Origin of the sequence: Shewanella piezotolerans WP3 (assembly GCF_000014885.1) — a bacterium.
Classification (GTDB): Bacteria; Pseudomonadota; Gammaproteobacteria; order Enterobacterales; family Shewanellaceae; genus Shewanella; species Shewanella piezotolerans.
Genome location: NC_011566.1, coordinates 1,842,288 through 1,862,208, shown reverse-complemented (window position 1 = coordinate 1,862,208; position 19,921 = coordinate 1,842,288). Strand labels below are relative to the sequence as shown.

The following is a 19,921-nucleotide window of genomic DNA, read 5'->3' as shown; positions in this document are numbered from 1 at the left end:
CCAGTTAGTTTTAACACTGTGGGTAATTAATCATTACAAAGTTGATCCACATCATGTTGCTAATCTCCTTACATTTAAGTGCTGCAAAGCGTTGCCAGCTCTTTTGACCGAAAACAAATAAGCAACTGTAATATAACGACTTATTATATTCCCCAAACATTACCCAAGCTAATAACCTGTCAGGCCTAACCTCAACAATCTGGCTTTTCTACGTGTAAACCCTTAGACGCATTAGGTGCAAACACGGATAAAAAAAGCCCCTATAAAGCCATACCATTCTCCGTAGATAAAAAAACACATTTATCAGGCAGTCGACCATGGTCACAACGCCAAACAAACAACCGTAACCAACGAGTCAATAAAACCGCTATTAACTAGAAATAACTCTAAATAAAAATAAGGTAATAAGAGGCCCCCATGAACTTTATTCAACTACTCGCGAGTTTAACGCCGGTGATCAGCGTAATGCTTTTTTTAGTATTGCTGAAAATGCCTGCATCACGGGCAATGCCCATTTCTGCAGTCTTAACAGGCCTTGCTGCCGTGTTTGTCTGGCAGATGGATACCACCTTTCTAGCTGCATCTGTGGTTGAAGGCTTGCTAGCAGCACTGACACCTTTAAGTATTATCTTTGGTGCAGTGTTTCTGCTTAATACACTGAAATATTCAGGTGCGATGGATACCATTCGTGCAGGTTTTACCAATATTAGCGCAGATGCCCGTGTGCAGGTCATCATTATCTGTTGGTTGTTTGGTTCATTCATTGAAGGCAGTGCTGGCTTTGGTACTCCTGCAGCCATTGGCGCACCTTTACTAGTGTTACTGGGTATTCCCCCAATTGCTGCTGCAGTTGTAGCCCTGATTGCGGACTCTGCGTCGGTATCCTTCGGTGCAATTGGCCTTCCCGTGTTATTTGGTATGGAGCAAGGCTTAACTTCTGGCGGCGTCAATATGGCGGCAGAACAAATTGCTCAACATGGTGGCAGTTTTGCCGACTATGCCCAGTTCATCGCTATGCACATGATCACCATCGATCTGGTAACAGGTACCCTTATCCCGCTAGTTATGGTGTCCTTATTGACTGGCTTTTTCGGTCGTAACAAATCATTCGCCGAAGGTTTTGCCATATGGAAATTCGCACTCTTTGCCGGACTAGCATTTACGGTTCCAGCTTGGATCATTAACTATGTTGCCGGCCCTGAGTTCCCATCAGTTATCGGTGCGCTTATAGGTATGGCGATTGTTATTCCCGTAGCTAAGAAAGGCATTTTGCTGCCTAAAACTCCTTGGAATGATTTTGCTGAAAACGACGGTCAAAAAGAAACGAAGGTGGCCTCTACAACGAAGTTCTCGCAAATTGCCGCATGGACTCCTTACATCATCATGGCCGCTTTATTAGTGCTGTCTCGTGTTATTGCGCCACTAAAAACATGGTTACTGAGCTTTAACGTCAAGTGGACTGGCCTGCTAGGCACGGAGCTAGGTGCTGGATTTAAGACTCTTTATGCACCTGGTGCCTTCTTTATCGCGGTGTGTATCTTAGGTTTCTTCCTGTTCAAAATGAACAAAAAAGCCATCAAAGAATCAATCACGGTATCGTGCAGTTCAATGATCCCGACCATTATTTCGCTGGGCGCGTCAGTGCCGATGGTAAAGATTTTCTTAAACTCAGGAACCAACAGTTCTGGACTGGCTTCTATGCCTGTCGCCCTCGCTGATACCTTGGCTAGCAGCATGGGAGCGGTATGGTCTTGGGTTGCCCCGATTGTTGGCATTTTTGGTGCCTTCCTCTCTGGCAGCGCCACATTCTCTAACATGATGTTCTCCGGTCTCCAGTATAGCGTCGCCGACAGCATTGGCATGAACCAAGCTATGGTACTGGCACTGCAGGGGATTGGTGCTAACGCCGGTAACATGATGTGTGTAATGAACGTCGTTGCCGCTGCAACCGTTGTTGGTATGGCAGGAAGAGAGTCTGAAATTATTCGTAAAACCATGCCGGTAGCCTTGGCGTACGCCATGACAGCGGGCACTATCGCCTTCCTTTGGGGTGGCTTCTAGACCGTGATACCCGATCAATCAGAGCCACCTATTTCGGCTCTGATTGAGCTTAAAAATAACGAATAAAGAGATAAGTCCATGTCGATAAATTATAAAGCTGTAATTAGTGATTTACGCAATCAATTAGGTGAAAAGCCTGTCACAGATGAGTATGTGCGCCGCTTCGCTTGGTCGACCGATGCTAGCTACTTTAGAATTGTTCCAGAAGTGGTTGTTCATGCCGAAGACATGGACCAAGTAAAGCGTACTTTAGACGTTGCCCGTAAGCATAATGCGCCAGTCACTTTCCGCGCAGCAGGCACCAGCTTGGCCGGTCAGGCACTAGGTGAAGGAATATTGCTCATTCTTGGCCATGACGGGTTTAGAAAGATTGAAGTTAGCGACGATGCAAAAAAGATCACCCTTGGATCCGCAGTCATTGGCTCAGATGCCAACGCAGTATTAGCGCCACTTAACCGAAAAATAGGTCCCGATCCTGCCACTATAGCCTCAGCCATGATTGGTGGTATTGTTGCTAACAACGCCTCTGGCATGTGTTGCGGCACCGCGCAAAACAGCTACCAAACCATCGCCTCAGCCAAGTTATTGTTCGCCGACGGTACCGAACTCGACACGGGTTGTAAAAAATCTAAAGTCGCCTTCGCCAAATCTCATGGACAAATGCTTGAGCAAGTGCACGAGTTGGCACATAAAACGCGTCACAACTTAGTACTTTCTGAAAAAATTCGTAAGAAATTCTCAATCAAGAACACCACCGGTTATGGCATTAATGCCCTAATTGATTTCAGCGATCCGTTTGATATCATCAATCACTTGATGGTCGGCATGGAAGGTACATTGGCCTTCATCAACGAAGTCACCTACCACACGGTCAACGAAGCCAAGTTTAAGGCATCAGCCCTCGCTGTATTTCACAATATGGAAGACGCATCTCGCGCCATTCCGCTACTCAATGGCGAAAGTGTCGCTGCCGCAGAACTTCTCGACTGGCCATCAATTAAAGCAGTTACCGGTAAACCAGGTATGCCAGATTGGCTATCAGAACTTCCACCACTATCGGCTATCCTATTGATTGAATCTCGTGCCGATGACGCCGATACTTTAGATGGCTACACCAAAGATGTGATTGCCAAACTCGAAGGATTTGATTTTCTACGGCCGATCAGCTTTACCGACGATGCCGCTGTATATGGCGAATATTGGGCGATGCGTAAAGGCTTGTTCCCCATTGTTGCGGGTGAGCGTCCTAAAGGCACATCAGTTATTATCGAAGATGTTGCATTCGAGCTTGAACACTTAGCCACCGCCGCGAGTGACATTACCGCACTCATGCACAAATTTGGTTATCCAGAAGGTTGTATCTATGGCCATGCATTGGCGGGGAACTTCCACTTCATCATCACACCGACCTTCTCAACCAAAGAGGATATCGACAATTTCCATGCCTTTATGGACGAAATAGCCGATATGGTCATTAATAAGTACGACGGCTCGATGAAAGCGGAGCATGGCACTGGTCGCGCAGTTGCGCCTTATGTTGAGATGGAGTGGGGTCAAGATGCTTATGAGCTAATGAAAAGCATCAAGCAACTGTTTGATCCTCAGAGTATATTAAACCCGGGGGTTATCTTAAACGATGATGCCAAAATCCACGTTAAGAACATTAAACCTTGTCCTGTCGTCGATGACTTTGTCGATAAATGTTTAGAGTGTGGTTTCTGTGAAAAGACCTGCCCAACATCAGCACTAAACCTTACTCCTCGTCAGCGCATTGCGACCTTACGTGAAATTGCTCGCCTGGAGCAAATTGGCGATCATCTAGCTGCCGATAATATGCGCGCTGCTGCGAAGTACGATGTAATCGATACTTGCGCCGCCTGTCAGCTGTGTACTATTGCCTGCCCAGTCGATAATAAAATGGGCCAGCTGGTGCGTAAATTAAGAACGCCATCGATCAGTCGCGGTCAGCAAAAGTTCCTTGATTTTCAGGCCAATAACTTTGGCGCCGTCAATGGCGTGATCAGTGCTGGTTTTGATATGTTGGGTGTGATCCATAAAATCACCGGCAAGGGGATCACCGGAACAATGATGAAAGCTGGCCGACTGCTCAGCAATGAAGTGCCTTACTGGAACCCTTCTTTCCCTAAAGGCGGCAAACTACCGCAGGTATCTGCACCCATTCCCGGACAAGAAACCGTCGTTTACTTCCCTGCATGTGGCGGACGTACTTTCGGCCCAACACCTGTCGATACCGATAAGCGACCACTGCCTGAAGTTGTTGTCACACTACTGGAGCGCGCAGGCTATAACGTGATCACTCCACCTAAGACCCGCGATTTGTGCTGTGGTCAAATGTGGGAGTCAAAGGGAGACTTTAACAACGCTGACGCTAAACGTCTCGAACTGATCCAAGCTGTTTCAGCCATGACACAAGATGGAAAGCTGCCAGTTATCGTTGATGCATTGTCGTGTACTAAACGTACTTTAGCGGGAGATCCAACACTAACTGAAAAAGTAGAGATAGTGGATTTGGTTGAGTTCATGCATGATAAATTAATGCCGAAGCTGACCATTAAGAAGAAATCCCATGCGGCATTGCACCTTGGCTGTAGCGCAAGAACCATGAAGGTTGAACCTATAATGACCGCAATAGCGGATGCTTGTTGTCATCAAGTCATTCGTCCTGCCGGAATCGAATGTTGTGGTTACGCGGGTGAGAAAGGCCTCTATAAGCCAGAGATCAATGCCAGCGCGCTGCGCAATATTAAGAAACTGATCCCAGTTGATGTCAGTGAGGGGTATTACGCAAACCGTATGTGTGAAGTGGGTCTAACTGAACATAGCGGCATCCCATACCGTCATCTCGCTTACCTGCTTGAAGAGTGCAGCCGTGGGTAAGTACCGTTACAAATAATGATTTATACCCGTCCTACTTGAAAATGCAGCATTCAGTGGGAGTTTAATGGACTTTAATCACGGCATTGATTGCGACTAATGGTCATTCCCTTGGTAAAATCAATAACACTGAGTAAAGTCCATGCTTTTTATATAAAAAACGCCCATCGCAGAAGGCTTTATGCCAGCCCACTTCGTTGTGCACTAATTTGAAAAGGGAATAACCATTTCTACATTAATGCGCCTAGAATTGAACTGGCACAATGCCTCTGAAACAGGCATATTTACGTAGCACGAGTATAGTCATTACTCAGATACAAAGATGAGGACAACACAGTGGATCAAGACGCCAAATTAGAATTTGCAGAGTTAATTACAGATCAAAGCAAATTGCTTGATCTAATTAGCCAAGTTTCTCCACAAGCGCTAAAGCAGTATCCTGCTTTACAAAAACATTTGGTGATCCAAAGTGAGAAAAACAGAGAACTTCAATCTGCTATAAAAGCAGGGAAGTTTACAGAAACAGAGTGGGATCTTGAGCTTTATCGCTTGCTTGATACCATTGGTTATGAACTGATCCAAACAATTGATACCACGGCGTTAAGTAACCGGGTGATCAGTTTAGTTGGTGCCGAAATTACAGCTATTGAAACCTTAACGATTCAGGATATCGGTTCGGAAGTTCTGGCTGAACTGCTAATAAAAATGGCCAATACAGTCATCGATAACACTAAAATTCGAGTAATTCGTTATCCTTTCTTGGCAGAAAAAGGCCGCATCGACCACAATTTTTGGAAACATGCTCACAAAGCATATGATGCGTATACCCATGAGGGATACTCAAGCCATTACAAGCTTAATATGTGGTGCGAAGCGAATATTGGAACCCGAGCGCCACAATCGTCACCTAAGTTCTTTAAATCCTATGGAGATCCTCGCACTCTTCCTGAATGGGTCGAATATGCGAGCTACAATCAAAGCTAATAGTTAAAGGTTATTTATGACCACAATCACAGCCATAAGCATTATGCTGCCCACGGCCAAGAACACCTCAGGTGCAGGTACGTCGTCGTTTAAGTCTGTTGACAGTCATTACCAAAGGACCTGAGCGGCTCTGCTCAAGCTATCAACCGCCAAACGGCAATTTTCTGCTACATGACAAAATAGCGAAATAAATGAAAGCCTGATGTATTTCGCTTTAAAACCCTCAAAACCTGAACGATTACTCTAAAATTTACTCAGTTTGCTATAGGCTGGCTAATTTTCGATACCAGATGCAATATCGAGTAACACTTTCTTCAACAGCTAACTCTTGTCAAGCTAGGCGCTTTTCCTCCATTATTGCCCCCTATAGAACAACAAAACCTCAACACAAAAGTCTAAAACAACAATAACAGGACATATTGATGCGCACTTTGCTTCCAGTCTGTGCACTTGCTCTACTCAGTGCTTGTAGCCAACATACGACAGATATTGTCACACCAGAGAAAGTCACTTTTGATGAATCCCGATTTCGCTTAGATATTAAAACCCTTGCTTCTGATGAGTTTGAAGGCCGCGCCCCTACTACTAAGGGCGAACAACTAACATTGGATTACCTTAGTAAAGCCTTTGCTGAGATGGGGTTAGATAAGCCAAATGGTAAAGATTACCTACAAGCTGTACCTATGGTGACCTATACCGCTTCAGAGCAGCAATCTATTCAGCTAGGTGATATGCAATTACAGCATCGTCAAGATGTGGTTATTGGTAGTCGCCATGATGTGAGCAAAATTGATATTGCCAATGCACCGCTAGTGTTTGTGGGATATGGTATCAACGCCCCTGAGTACCAGTGGAACGATTACCAAGATCTCGACATGAGCGGAAAAATAGCGGTAATACTGGTGAACGATCCCGGCTTCGCTTTGCCTGATTCAGGAAAGTTTAACGGTAAAGCAATGACCTATTACGGCCGCTGGAGCTACAAGTTTGAAGAAGCAAGCCGTCAAGGCGCCCTAGGCGCAATCATCATTCACGATACCGAACCGGCTTCGTACCCTTGGTCTGTCGTCGAAAACAGCTGGACTGGCGCTCAGCAAGATCTTGTTCGTAGCAAAGATGAGCAAGCAAAATGGATAGAAGTTGAAGGTTGGATGACTCTTGATGTAGCTACTAAGCTATTTGATAAAGCAGGGCTGTCGCTAAGTACCATATCAGACCGCGCTGCAAGCAGTGCGATTAATATTCCACTGAATCAAACTGCTTCTATTTCATTCGAAAATAAAGCGCAATATGCCAATAGTTATAACGTGGTTGCGACTCTACCTGGCGAAAGTCGCAGTGATGAGCACATTTTATTCACTGCACACTGGGATCATATTGGTCTAGATCCGAGCAAAGATGGCGATCAGATCTATAACGGCGCACTTGATAACGCATCGGGTACTGCTGGTATTTTAGAAATCGCTCGCCAATTTGCCAAGCAAGCTCAAAATGGCAATCCACTTGCCCGCTCTGTGACCTTTGTTGCAACGACAGGTGAAGAACAAGGCTTATTGGGTTCACGTTTTTATGCGTCAAACCCTGTATATCCATTAGACAAAACTGTGGCTGTATTTAACTTAGATAGCACCAATATTTATGGCCGTACCACCGACTACACTATCGTAGGTAAAGGTAAGTCAGAATTAGAAAATTACTTAATCGCTGCAGTCGAGACTCAAAACCGTACCGCCAAGAGCGAAAAGCACCCTGAATCTGGCGGTTTCTTCCGCTCAGATCATTTTAGTTTCGCCAAATATGGGGTACCCGCAGTATTTGCAGGAGGCGGAAGCATCCCTGTTGATGAAGCGACTGCAGAATACAAAGCAATGATGAAACAACAGATGAAAGGCTGTTACCACAGCGTATGTGATGAATATCGGGAAAATTGGGATCTAAGTGGAGCGTTAGAAGACTTAGCTGTTTACTACGATGCAGCAGCTGTACTGGGTAATAATAGTGACTGGCCGGGTTATTTCAGCGGCACTGAGTTTCACTCATTAAGACCCGCCAAAACCGACAACAACTAAGCTCACCTTAGTACATAAATACATCAACGCCCGAAGTTATATCGGGCGTTTTTTATTTTATTTTGCCGACGAATAATGCGTTTATGCGAAAAATGTCACTTAATTCACTTAAAACTGCATTATCTCTGATTACTGATACTTCGTTGCCGTTTATCCATTAACAACTAGCTCAGCCCCCACAAAGATAAACATAAACCAAGAAAACCCCACTTAAATTGCTTATTCATCATTTTTAGCGCCAAACAAATAACGAATTACCCACAAAAAAGACCAAAAAGGTAAGAAATCACCAATCCCTAATTTGAAAGTTATGGATTTCGATGGCAGAGTAATACTCAATTGAGATCAAGACTGACATTTTTTGGAGTGACCTATGTGTTCAATTTTCGCTATTTTAGATATTCAATCAGACTCGACGCCATTGCGCCAAGTCGCACTCGAAATGTCAAAACTACTACGTCATCGCGGACCTGATTGGTCTGGGATCTATAGCAGTGACAAAGCTATTCTCGCTCATGAACGTTTAGCGATTGTAGATATTGAACACGGCGCTCAGCCATTGCTTAGCCAAGATGAAACTATCGTCTTAGCCGTTAACGGTGAGATCTATAACCACAAAGAGCTTAAAGCAGAACTCGGTGACAAATACAGTTACCAAACCAACTCAGATTGCGAAGTAATCTTAGCGCTCTATCAAGAATACGGCACTGAGTTCTTAGATAAGCTCAACGGAATTTTTGCTTTTGTGTTGTATGACAAAGCAAAAGACACCTATTTAATCGGTCGCGATCACATGGGGATCATCCCGCTTTATACCGGCAGAGATGCTGAAGGTAACTTCTATATCTCTTCGGAAATGAAAGCACTGATGCCAGTATGTAAAACTGTCGAGACCTTTACTCCGGGCCACTATCTATCAAGCAAAGTCGGTGAGTTAACTCATTATTATCAGCGTGACTGGCGTGAGTTTGCAGCAGTTCAAAGCAACCCAGCCAGCAGTGAAGAGGTGCGTGATGCACTAGAAGCAGCAGTTAAACGTCAGTTGATGTCTGATGTTCCTTATGGCGTATTACTTTCTGGAGGCTTAGATTCTTCGGTTATTTCAGCAATTACCCAAACATTCGCTAAACGACGTATTGAAGATGATGGTGAAACCAGTGCTTGGTGGCCACAGCTGCACTCTTTTGCAGTCGGCCTTGAAGGCGCACCAGATCTAATTGCGGCGAAGAAAGTTGCCGATGCAATTGGCACTATTCACCACGAAATTACCTTTACCTTCCAAGATGGCATTGATGCTATCAAAGATGTGATTTACCACCTCGAAACATACGATGTCACCACTATTCGCGCTGCAACGCCCATGTATTTAATGGCGCGAAAAATTAAAGCCATGGGTATTAAAATGGTGTTATCTGGCGAGGGGGCTGATGAGCTATTTGGTGGTTACTTATACTTCCACAAAGCACCCAATGCACAAGCATTCCATGAAGAGTTAGTACGTAAGCTAGATAAACTACACCTGTTTGACTGCTTACGTGCCAACAAAGCTATGGCAGCTTGGGGACTAGAAGCACGTGTCCCCTTCTTGGACAAAGAGTTTATGGATGTGGCCATGCGCACTAACCCTGAAGCTAAAATGTCGAAGAACGGCAAAATTGAAAAGCATATCCTACGAGAGGCCTTTGAGCATAAATTGCCAAAAGAAGTGGCTTGGCGCCAAAAAGAGCAATTTAGTGATGGTGTAGGCTACTCATGGATTGATGGCCTTAAAGATCATGCTGCAGCTAACGTTGATGATCTTCAGTTGGCTAACGCTAAGTTTAGATTCCCATACAACACACCGGAAACAAAAGAAGGCTACTTCTATCGTACTTTCTTTGAAGAGCTCTTTCCGCTTGCAAGTGCCGCTGAAACAGTACCTGGTGGCAAATCAGTTGCCTGCTCGACGCCTGAAGCACTGGCTTGGGATGAAAGCCTACAGGGGATAATTGACCCTTCAGGCCGTGCAGTGCAATCGGTTCACGATAGTGCTTATTAATACCAATTAGATTGTCTGCCAAACAACATCAAAAAAGCCACTCCCTAAGAGTGGCTTTCTATATCTAAGGTTATAAGCATTTAGTTAATTATCTTAATATAAGACTGCTTATTAATATCAACTATTTCCATCGTCACGCTGCTCACAGTATTGGTGATGAGTGAAATAGCCTCAAATACTCGTTCAAGTAGCAGCGCTTTTTGCTCATCAGTTCTACCAGGCATTATGGCCGTATGAATGTGCACAAAGGTATTATCTTGATCTTCACCAACTCGGAAGTGTTCGACCCCATGGGCACGTGTTTTAACGGCATGCGATTCAAATAATTGCGAATCAATCAAGGCTTGATGTGTAGCCTCTACCAAGGCTTCGATTGAAATAACGTGCTTTAATGGTTTAGCGTATTCAATAACACAATGTGGCATATTCAGCCCTTCTTATTTTAATTTTATTGTTGTCGCTACTCAGACCAAATCGCATACTCGTTGCCATTGGGATCTAAAAAGTGAAACCTTCTTCCACCTGGAAACTCGAATATAGGTTGACTGATAGTACCACCCGCATCGGTGACTTTTTGTAAAGATTGAGCGAGTTCATTTGAATAAATAACCAACAAAGGAGAGCCCTTCGCTAACGTGAAGTCTTGTGTGGATAAATAGAAACCGCCGGTTATTCCAGCGTTTAGAAAACAACTATACTCAGGCCCATAATCAACAAATTCCCAACCGAATACTTGGCTGAAAAAATCTTTTGTGGATTGAATATCTCTAACAGGCATTTCCAAATAATTTATTGTGTGGTGTAGGCTCATCCATTGCTCCCAGTATCTAAGAATACTTTTATGGTATAAAACCATAGCACGTTCCGAATGCTCTCTGTATATTTCCTCCATAAAAAAGGAAGCCTTAGCTTCCTTTAAAATCTATAACAACTACAACCATTAGCCTTGAACGAGCGCGGCGGCTAAACCGATTAAGCCACCAAAAATCCCGCCCCAAACCACTAACCAACCTAAATGCTTCTTGATCATGTCCTGCACTATCTCTTTGACCAATTGCGGGGTTAATTCATTTAAACGTTGGTTGACAATATCCTCTATTTTCACTCGCATATCGTCGATAACATTGCTCTGTTCCAGCTCAGCTTTAAGTAACTCGTAAAATTGATCAGATTGAGAGATATCACTAAGCGATGTTTTCATTTTTTCCATAAATGGCTCGCGCAAGGGTTCAATCGCATCGGTACCGCCAAACATCGATAGCATACCACCGAGTGAAGACTGTGAAACAGTGCTGACTAAAGCATCAAATGCAGGTGACAGATCTAGCTTCTCAATTACAGGTTGTAGGTCGATATGCTTCTCAGCATTACCCTGCTGCGACAGAAATCGTTCTATATTCTCTTCAGTAAAAAACTGCTTCATCATCAGATGAGCAATCCCTTCTTTAAACTCTTCAAAGCGAGAAGGCACCACACCTGAACCATAGAGGCCTGGGACTTTTTCAAACAGCATATGAATAGCAAGCCAGTTTGTGACCGCACCTGAAAGTGCGAATAAACCAACAGTTAAAAGAATTGGCAGCGCTAATAAGTAGCCGGCTAATACTGCGAGCGCAGCAATTAAATTGGTAACAACACTTTTATTCAAGCTAATTCCCCGTAAGCATGATCGAAAACGGGCTATGTTACCTGCAGGCAAACTCACTAGGCAATAGAATTATGCTATTACCGCCAAATCTGCCATAAGGATAACAATCGGGAAATACATTTATCTACCTAGATCTCCTTATTTAATTAATAGCCAGACAACTCAATCACTGCACCTCAAACATGCCGAACGACTTCAATGCTTTAGGTTATGTAGAACATCTTAGTGAGCCAAATACTGCACAATATTAACTCTTACTCCTAGGTTAGAAGCTACACTTGTTTGAGCAGTTCCTAGCAAGGAAAACCAATGAAACCCACCTCAGCCAATTCAGGTTCTTTAAGCTGGCATGAGTTAACCGCTAGCAGTAGTAAAGAAGCCATGGCCTTTTACAGCCAAGTGTTTGGCTGGAAATTCAAGACCATTGTTGTAGCCCATGCGCCCTACCATATTATTATTAACGACGGCGTCGATATTGGTGGTATTGCACAAAGTCCAGCGCCAGCCATGCCCAGTAATTGGACTGGATACATCACGGTAGAAAACGTTGATGCTATTGCCGAAAAGGCTCATGAACTGGGCGCGACCATTCTATTTGGTCCAGAAGATATCATTGGCATTGGCCGTTTTTGCTGGTTAAAAGACCCTCAGGGAGCGATAATCGCAGCAATTAGTTACTTAAGCCTCTAAGGCGTGCTTAACCTCTTTTCACTGAACGAAGATCTTTATATTCAAATGGCAACACATGAATTTTTGAATACTCAAACCCATCCAAAAATGCTTGTTGCTGAGCTTTTACAACCGCTTCTGGTTCACCGCAAAGAAACACTCTATTGTGCCGAGAGATTGGATGCTCACGCGCTGCTAGTTCGAAAGGTTGGACTTGTTGGCAACGTAAACCCGTTAAGTCAGTTTGAGCCGATGCGGTAATACAAGCCCGATAATGGACGTTTTTATGGGCTAACATTAACGATAAACATCGCTTTTGCAGATATAGCTCTTCAACGGTTCGGGCACCGTGATAGAGGTAAATCTCGGCTTGATGTGACATTGACAACGCCTGCTCAACAATGCCCATTGCAGCGCCAATGCCAGCTCCATGACCAATCAAAATTAGCTTGTCTTGTTGATACTCAGCCTTATAAACACATTGCCCTAAGGGTCCTTGAATAAGCAGTTGTTCACCGTTACTGGCAGTATTAAATAACCAACCACTCAATTGGCCATTGTACTTGCGGCTAACATGTAGCTCTATGACATTGCCATCGACTTTAGCAATGGCATAACTGCGCGTCAGACCGTCATAGCGTCTAAGGTTAATATATTGCCCCGCAAGACAATTTAGGTTTTCAGAAACTTTCACCACGAGTTTCATCATGTTGTCAGTCATGAATATACGCTCAACTAATTGAGCCGACACAAACAGGTCTTGCTCAAGCACCGTTTTCAGCTTAAGTCCTTCAGCAGGAATACACTGGCATGCGCACAGATAATGGTTAGCCTTAAGGCGAGCACTTAAGCCTCGCTGGGAACCCGTGGACAACTCCCCGCCTACATGTTGCAGCAAACAGGTTTTACAAGCTCCTTTCTTACAGGAGTAATTTAGTGAATTTCCACTGCGAATAAGGGTCTCTAGTACCGATTCATTTTCATCGGAATCAAAAGCTTGGCCATCCAAAAAGAAAGTTGTCATGGGCTAACGTTGTTTCTCAATTAGTAACAAAAAATAATATGATCTGAAGCGCATTTCTATAATAATGTAGCTAAAATTATAGGAGTCTATTTTTGCTTTGTAACGCTTTTGTAACCACTAAAGGTTTCTACCCCTTGGGTTACGGGCTAGCAAAAATGAAGTACTCATTCATCAAAGAAGAAGTTAAGGTCAGTATGACTATCGTCCCAAAATCACTCGTTGGATTTAGAGATAAATTTCGCCAACTACCTCGCTACCTGCGTTTACTCACGTTAGCTGCCACACTGTACCTTGTATTTACCGCAATTTTAGGATTACTAATCCCCTACATTGCAGTTAAACAAGTACCACAACAACTGTCGAATTTACTGCAACGCCCTGTGATCTTGAATGATATTCGAATCAACCCCTTTACCTTTGAAATGACGATTGACCAATTTCAAATTCAGGAAAGTAAGACTACCCTAAACAGCGACGAATTTGTTGAATTTGAACAACTTACTTTTGAATATCGCTTTTGGCACTCTATTTTTAATACCGCTTTCAGTATTGCTGATGTGACATTATTAAATCCTTCACTGAATGTTGAGCGGCTCAAAACCGATAACTCATTAACTTTCAATTTTAGCGATATATTAGACACTCTGGCGAAAAATAGCAGCCAGCCTGAGGGAACATCAGAGCCTGCAACAGGGCTGCCTCACTTTATGGTTGAAAATTTGGCAATTGTTGATGCTAACCTTAGCTTTATCGATAACATCACCGAAGGCAAGTTACGCTATCCTCAAGTAAACCTGAATATTAAGTCATTTGACTCAAAAAATGCATTATCAATGTCGATGCAAAGCAAACAGGAAGAGCAAAGCAACCAATACGCTATTCATTTTGTGGGTAATAATGGTGGAGAGATTTCCACTCAAGGGGTTGTGCAACTCGAACCGCTTTCTATTGTGGGTGATATTCAATTGACCGATATTCAACTGCCACAGTTTTGGTCTTTTATTGATAAACAATTTATTGCCAATTTAGCCTCGGGGAGATTAAGTGTCGACAGCCAGTATCGCCTAGAAGAGAAGAATGACTATTTTCAAGTCACTACCAATGAAGGCTTAATCAAGTTTGAAGACCTTACGCTGATTGATGACAAGATAACAGTTGCCAGCTTACCTATCTTTGCTATTGAGGGGATTGAGTTTGATTTAAATCATCAATCCATTAGCGCTGATAAAATTAGCTCTCAAGGCTTAGTTGTAAATACCACTCTCAATCAAAAAGGCAGCAACCTAGAAAAGCTATTCGAGCCAAAATTAGCGACGACAGCCGAACCTAAGCAACAACAAGACGACGTTGTGGATAATGCAGATAAGGAAGCACAAAGCTTACCTTGGACAGCGGTATTAAACGGGGTCGACATTGAAAACTACCAAGTGAACCTGACTGAAAAAATTATCACCCAAGAGACACTTTGGCGGATAAGTGACGTCAAATTGCACACAGGCAAAATCAATGCCGATCTATCCAGCCCTATTGATTACCAACTGTCACTTAATATCAATCAACAAGGATCCTTATCTGCAGATGGCAGCATTGATATTAAACAGCAAAATGTGCTGAGCCAAATACAGCTATCAAATCTCGGTTTAAACCAATTCCAAGATTACCTTAGCCCTTACATCAATATCGACTTAAAGCAGGGGTTATTGTCAACAGAAGGTAATTTAGAGCTCAACAATGAGGCTGACCAAGTTAGCTACAATGGCGCGTTGAATATTAGCCACCTGCTTGTAAAAGACACAGTGCAAAAGAAGACACTATTAAAATGGAAAAATGTCGATATTAATGCCATTGGCTTCGATAAAGCGGCCAATAGCGTTGAAATAGACCACATAATGCTAGAGCAACCATACGGTCGCATCATTATTGCTGAAGATAAAAGCACCAACTTTGGCGAGCTAATGGTAAGTCCCCCTGCCACTGAGTTAAGCTTACCGACTGAGCAAAATACACAAACTGCAACCACTGTTAAAGTCACCAAACCGACCACAGATAACAACAACCAAGTAGCCGCTGCGATGGCTATCAGTATCAATAAAATTAGTATTCAAGAGGGGTCAACCTTCTTCGCCGATAACTCATTAACACCAAACTTTGCCGCAAGCATCGAACAGCTTAATGGCCAGATAACCCAACTGTCTTCATCTAGCAAAAAAGCTGCTTCAGTCGATATACAGGGAAAGATCGATCGCTACGCACCAGTGACATTAAAAGGCGATATAAACCCATTATTGGAACAACCATTTTTAGACCTAGCACTGGCGTTCAAACATGTAGAACTCACCTCTGTAAATCCGTATTCAGGCACTTATGCGGGTTACTACATAGATAAAGGTCAGCTGTCGTTAGCACTAAATTATCGGCTAGAGAATAATCAATTAGTCGGTGACAACCATTTAGTCGTAGATCAACTCGAACTGGGCAAACCCAGTGATAGTAGCTTAGCGACCACATTACCGGTAACCCTTGCGATTGCTCTGTTACAAGACAGGCATGGAGTAATTGATCTAGGTCTACAGGTTTCAGGCGACTTAGATGAGCCAAGTTTTAGCTTTGGCAGTATTGTAATGACTGCGTTTACCAACGTAATCACCAAAGCCGTAACAGCGCCCTTCTCACTATTAGCAAACTTGCTAGGCGCTGACGATGATGAACTTGATAAAGTGAACTTTAGCGCAGGCAGCAGTCAGCTTAGCGACAAGGCCCAAGAAACCTTAGGGCAACTCGCCAAAGGCTTAGCAGATAGACCAATGCTTATGCTCAATGTTGAGGGCGCAGTCAATGTAGCCGACGACAACCGCGCCTTATCAGAAGTACAACTGAGCCAGAAATTAGCACAACTTGCACAACTCGAACCAGAGCAGCTTCCAACAGGGCTAACCGCCAGCACCTATCCAACAAGCGGCCCCCTGTCTGATGCGTTAAAGTTACTTTATGAAACTGAGCTTGCCAGCCCTGCTATTGATGTTAAAACCGCAATAGAAGCCGAACATCAAGGTGATAATGCTCTGACTGATGAAGAGTTGGCTACTCGTTGGCACATTGCGCTGTATAATTTTAGCCTCAGTGCACAACGGATCTCTGATGATGCACTAGGGAATTTGGCTCAACAAAGAGCAGCTGCCGTTAAAACTTTCTTAGCAAACAATAAAACCGTAGCACCAGAGAGAGTATTTTTACTCGATAGCCGAGTCAACCTAAACACAGGTGCCAGTCAGGCTCTATTGACCCTAACCGCCAATTAACCCTTAAACGGCTAATATTAAAAAAAGGCGCCCGTTCAGGTGCCTTTTTATTATCAGCACAACCATTAATTTGACCCTTTTCTTGGATTAATTTAATCATTTCAAATAACTACACTGTATTTATTGGTTTTCCACAGATAGTATTTACCATTAACAGAGTACACATTCAATGGAATGACGATGATTTTAGCCTTGTTAAGCCAGCCTTCCTCACCAAATGCGTTGATAGTAATAAGTCGCTTACTTAGCGAGGTAGCGGCTACTAAGCCCAAAGTGGGTTATATCGCCTCAGCTCCCGATCCTAAACGAGAGTATTTTTCGCAAACTCAGCAACTATATCGAAAGCTAAATGTACAGATGAGCGTCTATTTAGAGCTGGAGTCTGAGTTTACTCAAACGGCGCTTAATGCACTATTAGACTGTGACGTCATTCACTTGTCAGGCGGAGATACCCAGCGGTTTTTACAAGCAGTAAAACAGCGTAAGCTCATTGCCGTATTCCAAGCCTTTGTAGAAAATGGCGGAGCCATCGTTGGTGTCAGCGCCGGGGCAATGTTATTAACGCCATCGATAGCCAGTGCTGCGCTTTGCGGCGATAAGGTAACTGACCAGCAATCCGCTTTGAGCGCCCTAAACCTGGTTGACTTTCAATTTGTGCCCCATGTGACCCAAGACCAACTAATAGATAGTGAGTTTCAGCAACAACTTAACCTGCTAAAAAGTCGCACCTATTTGTGTGCAGATAACGATGCTTTATTGCAGGTAGGGAAAAATTTGCTGGTCTACGGCGCTCCAAGCTTGATTGAAAATCCCCCTAGATAACGATTTCTAATCAAAGCTGTTAACGCTGCAAAGCATAGGGTAAAATCCTTTCGAACCAAAACACATTAAGGGCAGTAAATGTTTGTTATTCGTTGGGTACTAGGTCGGATCATTTTGTTTTTAAACTTTATTTTTGCACCAAAAAAGCTCAAGCGCCCTATCGCTGAGCAGCAAAAGATAGATGACGTCACTAAAAACATGACTATCTATGAATACAAGGCTTGTCCGTTTTGTGTGAAGGTACGCCGGTCATTACGTCGCCAAGGCCTCAACATTGTCACCCTTGATGCGAAACAAGAACCACATAAGAACACCCTGCTTACCGAAGGTGGTAAACTTCAAGTTCCTTGTTTAAAAATTGAAGATGAAGGGAAAGCAACTTGGATGTATGAATCATCTGAGATCATCGGCTTCTTAGATAAGAAATTTGCTTAAACATCAAAGCGTATAGTTAAACTAAATAAGGGTAGCTTGTAAGCTACCCTTATTGTCGTTATAAGCCCTAATTACCCAGTAATCTAGCACACTACCAAAGGTTCTTGAGAATCCAGCAGGTGCATAAAATCATCCGTAGTGCTGATTTTTAACTCTATCTGCATAAATTCAGCCATGGCATAGACGCTGCTATTCACGTTGTTATCGTTCTCTATTGCCTGACTCATAGACTCCGATATCTGACGAAATTGCAACTTGTTGTTAGTCAGCGTTTGCAATGCGGCGGTCTCAAATGCGTCGGTGTTTTCCTTGATTTGACGAATACGCATATCAAAGATCTCCTTGACTCGAGCGGCTCGCTTCTCGTCCTGTACTGAAAACAGATCCATTTTATCCAGCAGCCAAACAACCACCGTAGAGGCTATGCCAGTCAATATCACCATGACAGCATCGGATAGCACATCACCAAAAGGCAGCTTATTAATAAAACCAAGCACTGATTCTTCGAAAGCGAAACCTATATAAGTGACGACCGTAGCGGCAAGTAGCTTGGTAATAGAATCCGCTTTCTCTGCTGCAGAAGACTCTCCCATTAATATTTTGATCGAAGCCAAGATTGCATTGAAACCTTCGGTGATGACTTTCAAGGCTTTTTTTAATATTCCAACAAACATCTCAACAATGGCATTAAGCAGATACTTTACGAAGTTTGCCGCCGCATCCTTAAGGCTTCCCAGGCTAATATTAAGTAAATTGTTGCTAATATATTTAAGCGCTCGACGCATTCTAACGCCAAACGCTTCTGTGCTCGATGAGCAACCTGTGCCATGTGTAATGCCATTTTGAAACATATCCTTCAGTTCAAAACTGACCGTTTTAACCACTAGGATAATGAGTTCACCCACGCCGGAGTCAACAAGATCGTCCTTTGCTCTCTTTCCTGCATCTGCCGCTGCGTTTTTAACTAGCTTAGGATCCGATATTAGCTTACCGACCACTTTCTGATTCAAGTGTGACTCTACCGCGCTACGAGCTTCAGCTTCTCGTGCCAGAGCGTTATCCCAAGTCGCTTGATTGACATGGGACTCCAAGCTGTCCAATGTTTGCTTCTCTGCTGCGGTGAGCTTAGATTTTGCCTTCAAGCTGTCACGCTTATGCTTTAACTCAGACCAGCTAGAGTCTAACTTAATCTTATTCACCTTCTGGCTGATGATATCGAAATTATCGGCGCTGCCAGCCGCCTCTCTAAGATCACTCACTGACAAGGCTTTAGAGCTTTTATATTCATCGAAAAGGTGTTTAAGTGGTAAGTTATGGTCCGCATTATAGGTTCGCTCTACAGCACTTAATCCTTTCGCGTCCAGTTCAGCCTGATAGTGTTGTGAATTTCTTCGGAGCTGTTTTCGCTCCCCCTTATCATTGACCTCGAGCTCACTGTATACCGTCTTCTTCTCATCTTTCGACTGTTGGCTGGCAAAATAGGCTTTGGTGTAAGCCTTTTTCTTGCCTACATCCTCCATATAATTGTCTGGAGTGTTAGCGCCAGCCTCAGCCTTATCGCGGACATAACGACCTTTATCATCTTGATGGGCTGCGGTATCTGCATCGAGGCGTTGCTTATCGAGATGCAAGTCATTACCTGTCATGGCTGCATTGTTATAGCTAAAGCTATCTATTTCGTTAACCAGACGAGTCGCTGTAATGCCTCGCTGTTTTAATCCGAGTTTCTTGATGCTGAGCAAGCCATCTAACATGTTCAACACTAACGGCTTGACCAACTCATCAGTGACATTACTGCCCTGTTCAAATTCGTCATAAATCGTCGCCATAACCTCAAGAGACTCTCGTTGGTCATGCAGTTCCAAATTAATTAATTGTTTGCTGACCTGTAACGGCGAGCAGCTCTGCAGCTGCTTTAATACTTGCTCCATCTCTATTACAGGCTGAGTATAGTTTTCTTTTGTAGCCATTTGCCGA

14 protein-coding genes are annotated in these 19,921 nt (G+C 43.6%); 9 read left to right on the top strand and 5 right to left on the bottom strand.

What is annotated here, in order from left to right:
- Positions 1-417 precede the first annotated feature (417 nt).
- The 5 genes from SWP_RS08020 to asnB all read left to right on the top strand — a co-directional run bounded on the left by SWP_RS08020 (position 418) and on the right by asnB (position 10,047).
- Positions 418-2,061: an L-lactate permease gene (locus SWP_RS08020; protein ID WP_020911955.1), complete on the top strand. Its 1,644-nt coding sequence runs from the start codon at positions 418-420 to the stop codon at positions 2,059-2,061.
- A 78-nt stretch (positions 2,062-2,139) separates the two neighbouring features.
- Positions 2,140-4,959 carry an FAD-binding and (Fe-S)-binding domain-containing protein gene (locus SWP_RS08015; RefSeq protein ID WP_020911954.1) on the top strand — a complete coding sequence of 940 codons (2,820 nt, stop codon included), beginning with the start codon at positions 2,140-2,142 and terminating at the stop codon, positions 4,957-4,959.
- 333 nt (positions 4,960-5,292) lie between these two features.
- A complete protein-coding gene (locus tag SWP_RS08010) occupies positions 5,293-5,940 on the top strand; it encodes a hypothetical protein (RefSeq protein WP_020911953.1) in 648 nt (215 codons plus the stop codon).
- Between the two features lie 422 nt (positions 5,941-6,362).
- Positions 6,363-8,009 (top strand): M28 family metallopeptidase, encoded by a 1,647-nt coding sequence (locus tag SWP_RS08005; protein WP_020911952.1) that lies wholly within the window; start codon positions 6,363-6,365, stop codon positions 8,007-8,009.
- A gap of 373 nt (positions 8,010-8,382) precedes the next feature.
- Complete coding sequence (gene asnB / locus SWP_RS08000) at positions 8,383-10,047, top strand: asparagine synthase B (protein WP_020911951.1); 1,665 nt, start codon at positions 8,383-8,385, stop codon at positions 10,045-10,047.
- Positions 10,048-10,127: 80 nt separating this feature from the next.
- Here asnB and SWP_RS07995 read toward each other — a convergent pair whose 3' ends face one another.
- The 3 genes from SWP_RS07995 to SWP_RS07985 all read right to left on the bottom strand — a co-directional run bounded on the left by SWP_RS07995 (position 10,128) and on the right by SWP_RS07985 (position 11,695).
- The gene (locus SWP_RS07995) at positions 10,128-10,472 is read right to left on the bottom strand and encodes a 5-carboxymethyl-2-hydroxymuconate Delta-isomerase (RefSeq protein WP_020911950.1); all 345 of its coding nucleotides are present in this window, start codon (positions 10,470-10,472) and stop codon (positions 10,128-10,130) included.
- A gap of 35 nt (positions 10,473-10,507) precedes the next feature.
- On the bottom strand, positions 10,508-10,858 hold the full coding sequence (locus SWP_RS07990) for a VOC family protein (protein WP_020911949.1): 351 nt from the start codon (positions 10,856-10,858) through the stop codon (positions 10,508-10,510).
- A gap of 129 nt (positions 10,859-10,987) precedes the next feature.
- Positions 10,988-11,695 (bottom strand): DUF445 domain-containing protein, encoded by a 708-nt coding sequence (locus SWP_RS07985; RefSeq protein WP_020911948.1) that lies wholly within the window; start codon positions 11,693-11,695, stop codon positions 10,988-10,990.
- A 309-nt stretch (positions 11,696-12,004) separates the two neighbouring features.
- On the opposite strand from SWP_RS07985, the gene SWP_RS07980 reads away from it, so the two are divergent.
- Positions 12,005-12,385, top strand: coding sequence for a VOC family protein (locus SWP_RS07980; RefSeq protein ID WP_020911947.1), 381 nt, complete (start codon positions 12,005-12,007; stop codon positions 12,383-12,385).
- Positions 12,386-12,392: 7 nt separating this feature from the next.
- Here SWP_RS07980 and SWP_RS07975 read toward each other — a convergent pair whose 3' ends face one another.
- Complete coding sequence (locus SWP_RS07975; protein ID WP_044555778.1) at positions 12,393-13,388, bottom strand: 2Fe-2S iron-sulfur cluster-binding protein; 996 nt, start codon at positions 13,386-13,388, stop codon at positions 12,393-12,395.
- 92 nt (positions 13,389-13,480) lie between these two features.
- Here SWP_RS07975 and SWP_RS07970 point away from each other — a divergent pair, with 92 nt between their 5' ends.
- From SWP_RS07970 to SWP_RS07960, 3 genes are all read left to right on the top strand, one after another.
- Entirely contained in the window at positions 13,481-16,687 is a 3,207-nt protein-coding gene (locus SWP_RS07970) for a DUF748 domain-containing protein (RefSeq protein WP_020911945.1), read from the top strand.
- 180 nt (positions 16,688-16,867) lie between these two features.
- Positions 16,868-17,509 (top strand): Type 1 glutamine amidotransferase-like domain-containing protein, encoded by a 642-nt coding sequence (locus SWP_RS07965; RefSeq protein ID WP_044555777.1) that lies wholly within the window; start codon positions 16,868-16,870, stop codon positions 17,507-17,509.
- 78 nt (positions 17,510-17,587) lie between these two features.
- Positions 17,588-17,944 carry a glutathione S-transferase N-terminal domain-containing protein gene (locus SWP_RS07960; RefSeq protein WP_020911942.1) on the top strand — a complete coding sequence of 119 codons (357 nt, stop codon included), beginning with the start codon at positions 17,588-17,590 and terminating at the stop codon, positions 17,942-17,944.
- A gap of 83 nt (positions 17,945-18,027) precedes the next feature.
- On the opposite strand, the gene SWP_RS07955 is transcribed toward SWP_RS07960, so the two are convergent.
- Positions 18,028-19,914, bottom strand: coding sequence for a hypothetical protein (locus SWP_RS07955; protein ID WP_020911941.1), 1,887 nt, complete (start codon positions 19,912-19,914; stop codon positions 18,028-18,030).
- Between the last annotated feature and the right edge of the window lie 7 nt (positions 19,915-19,921).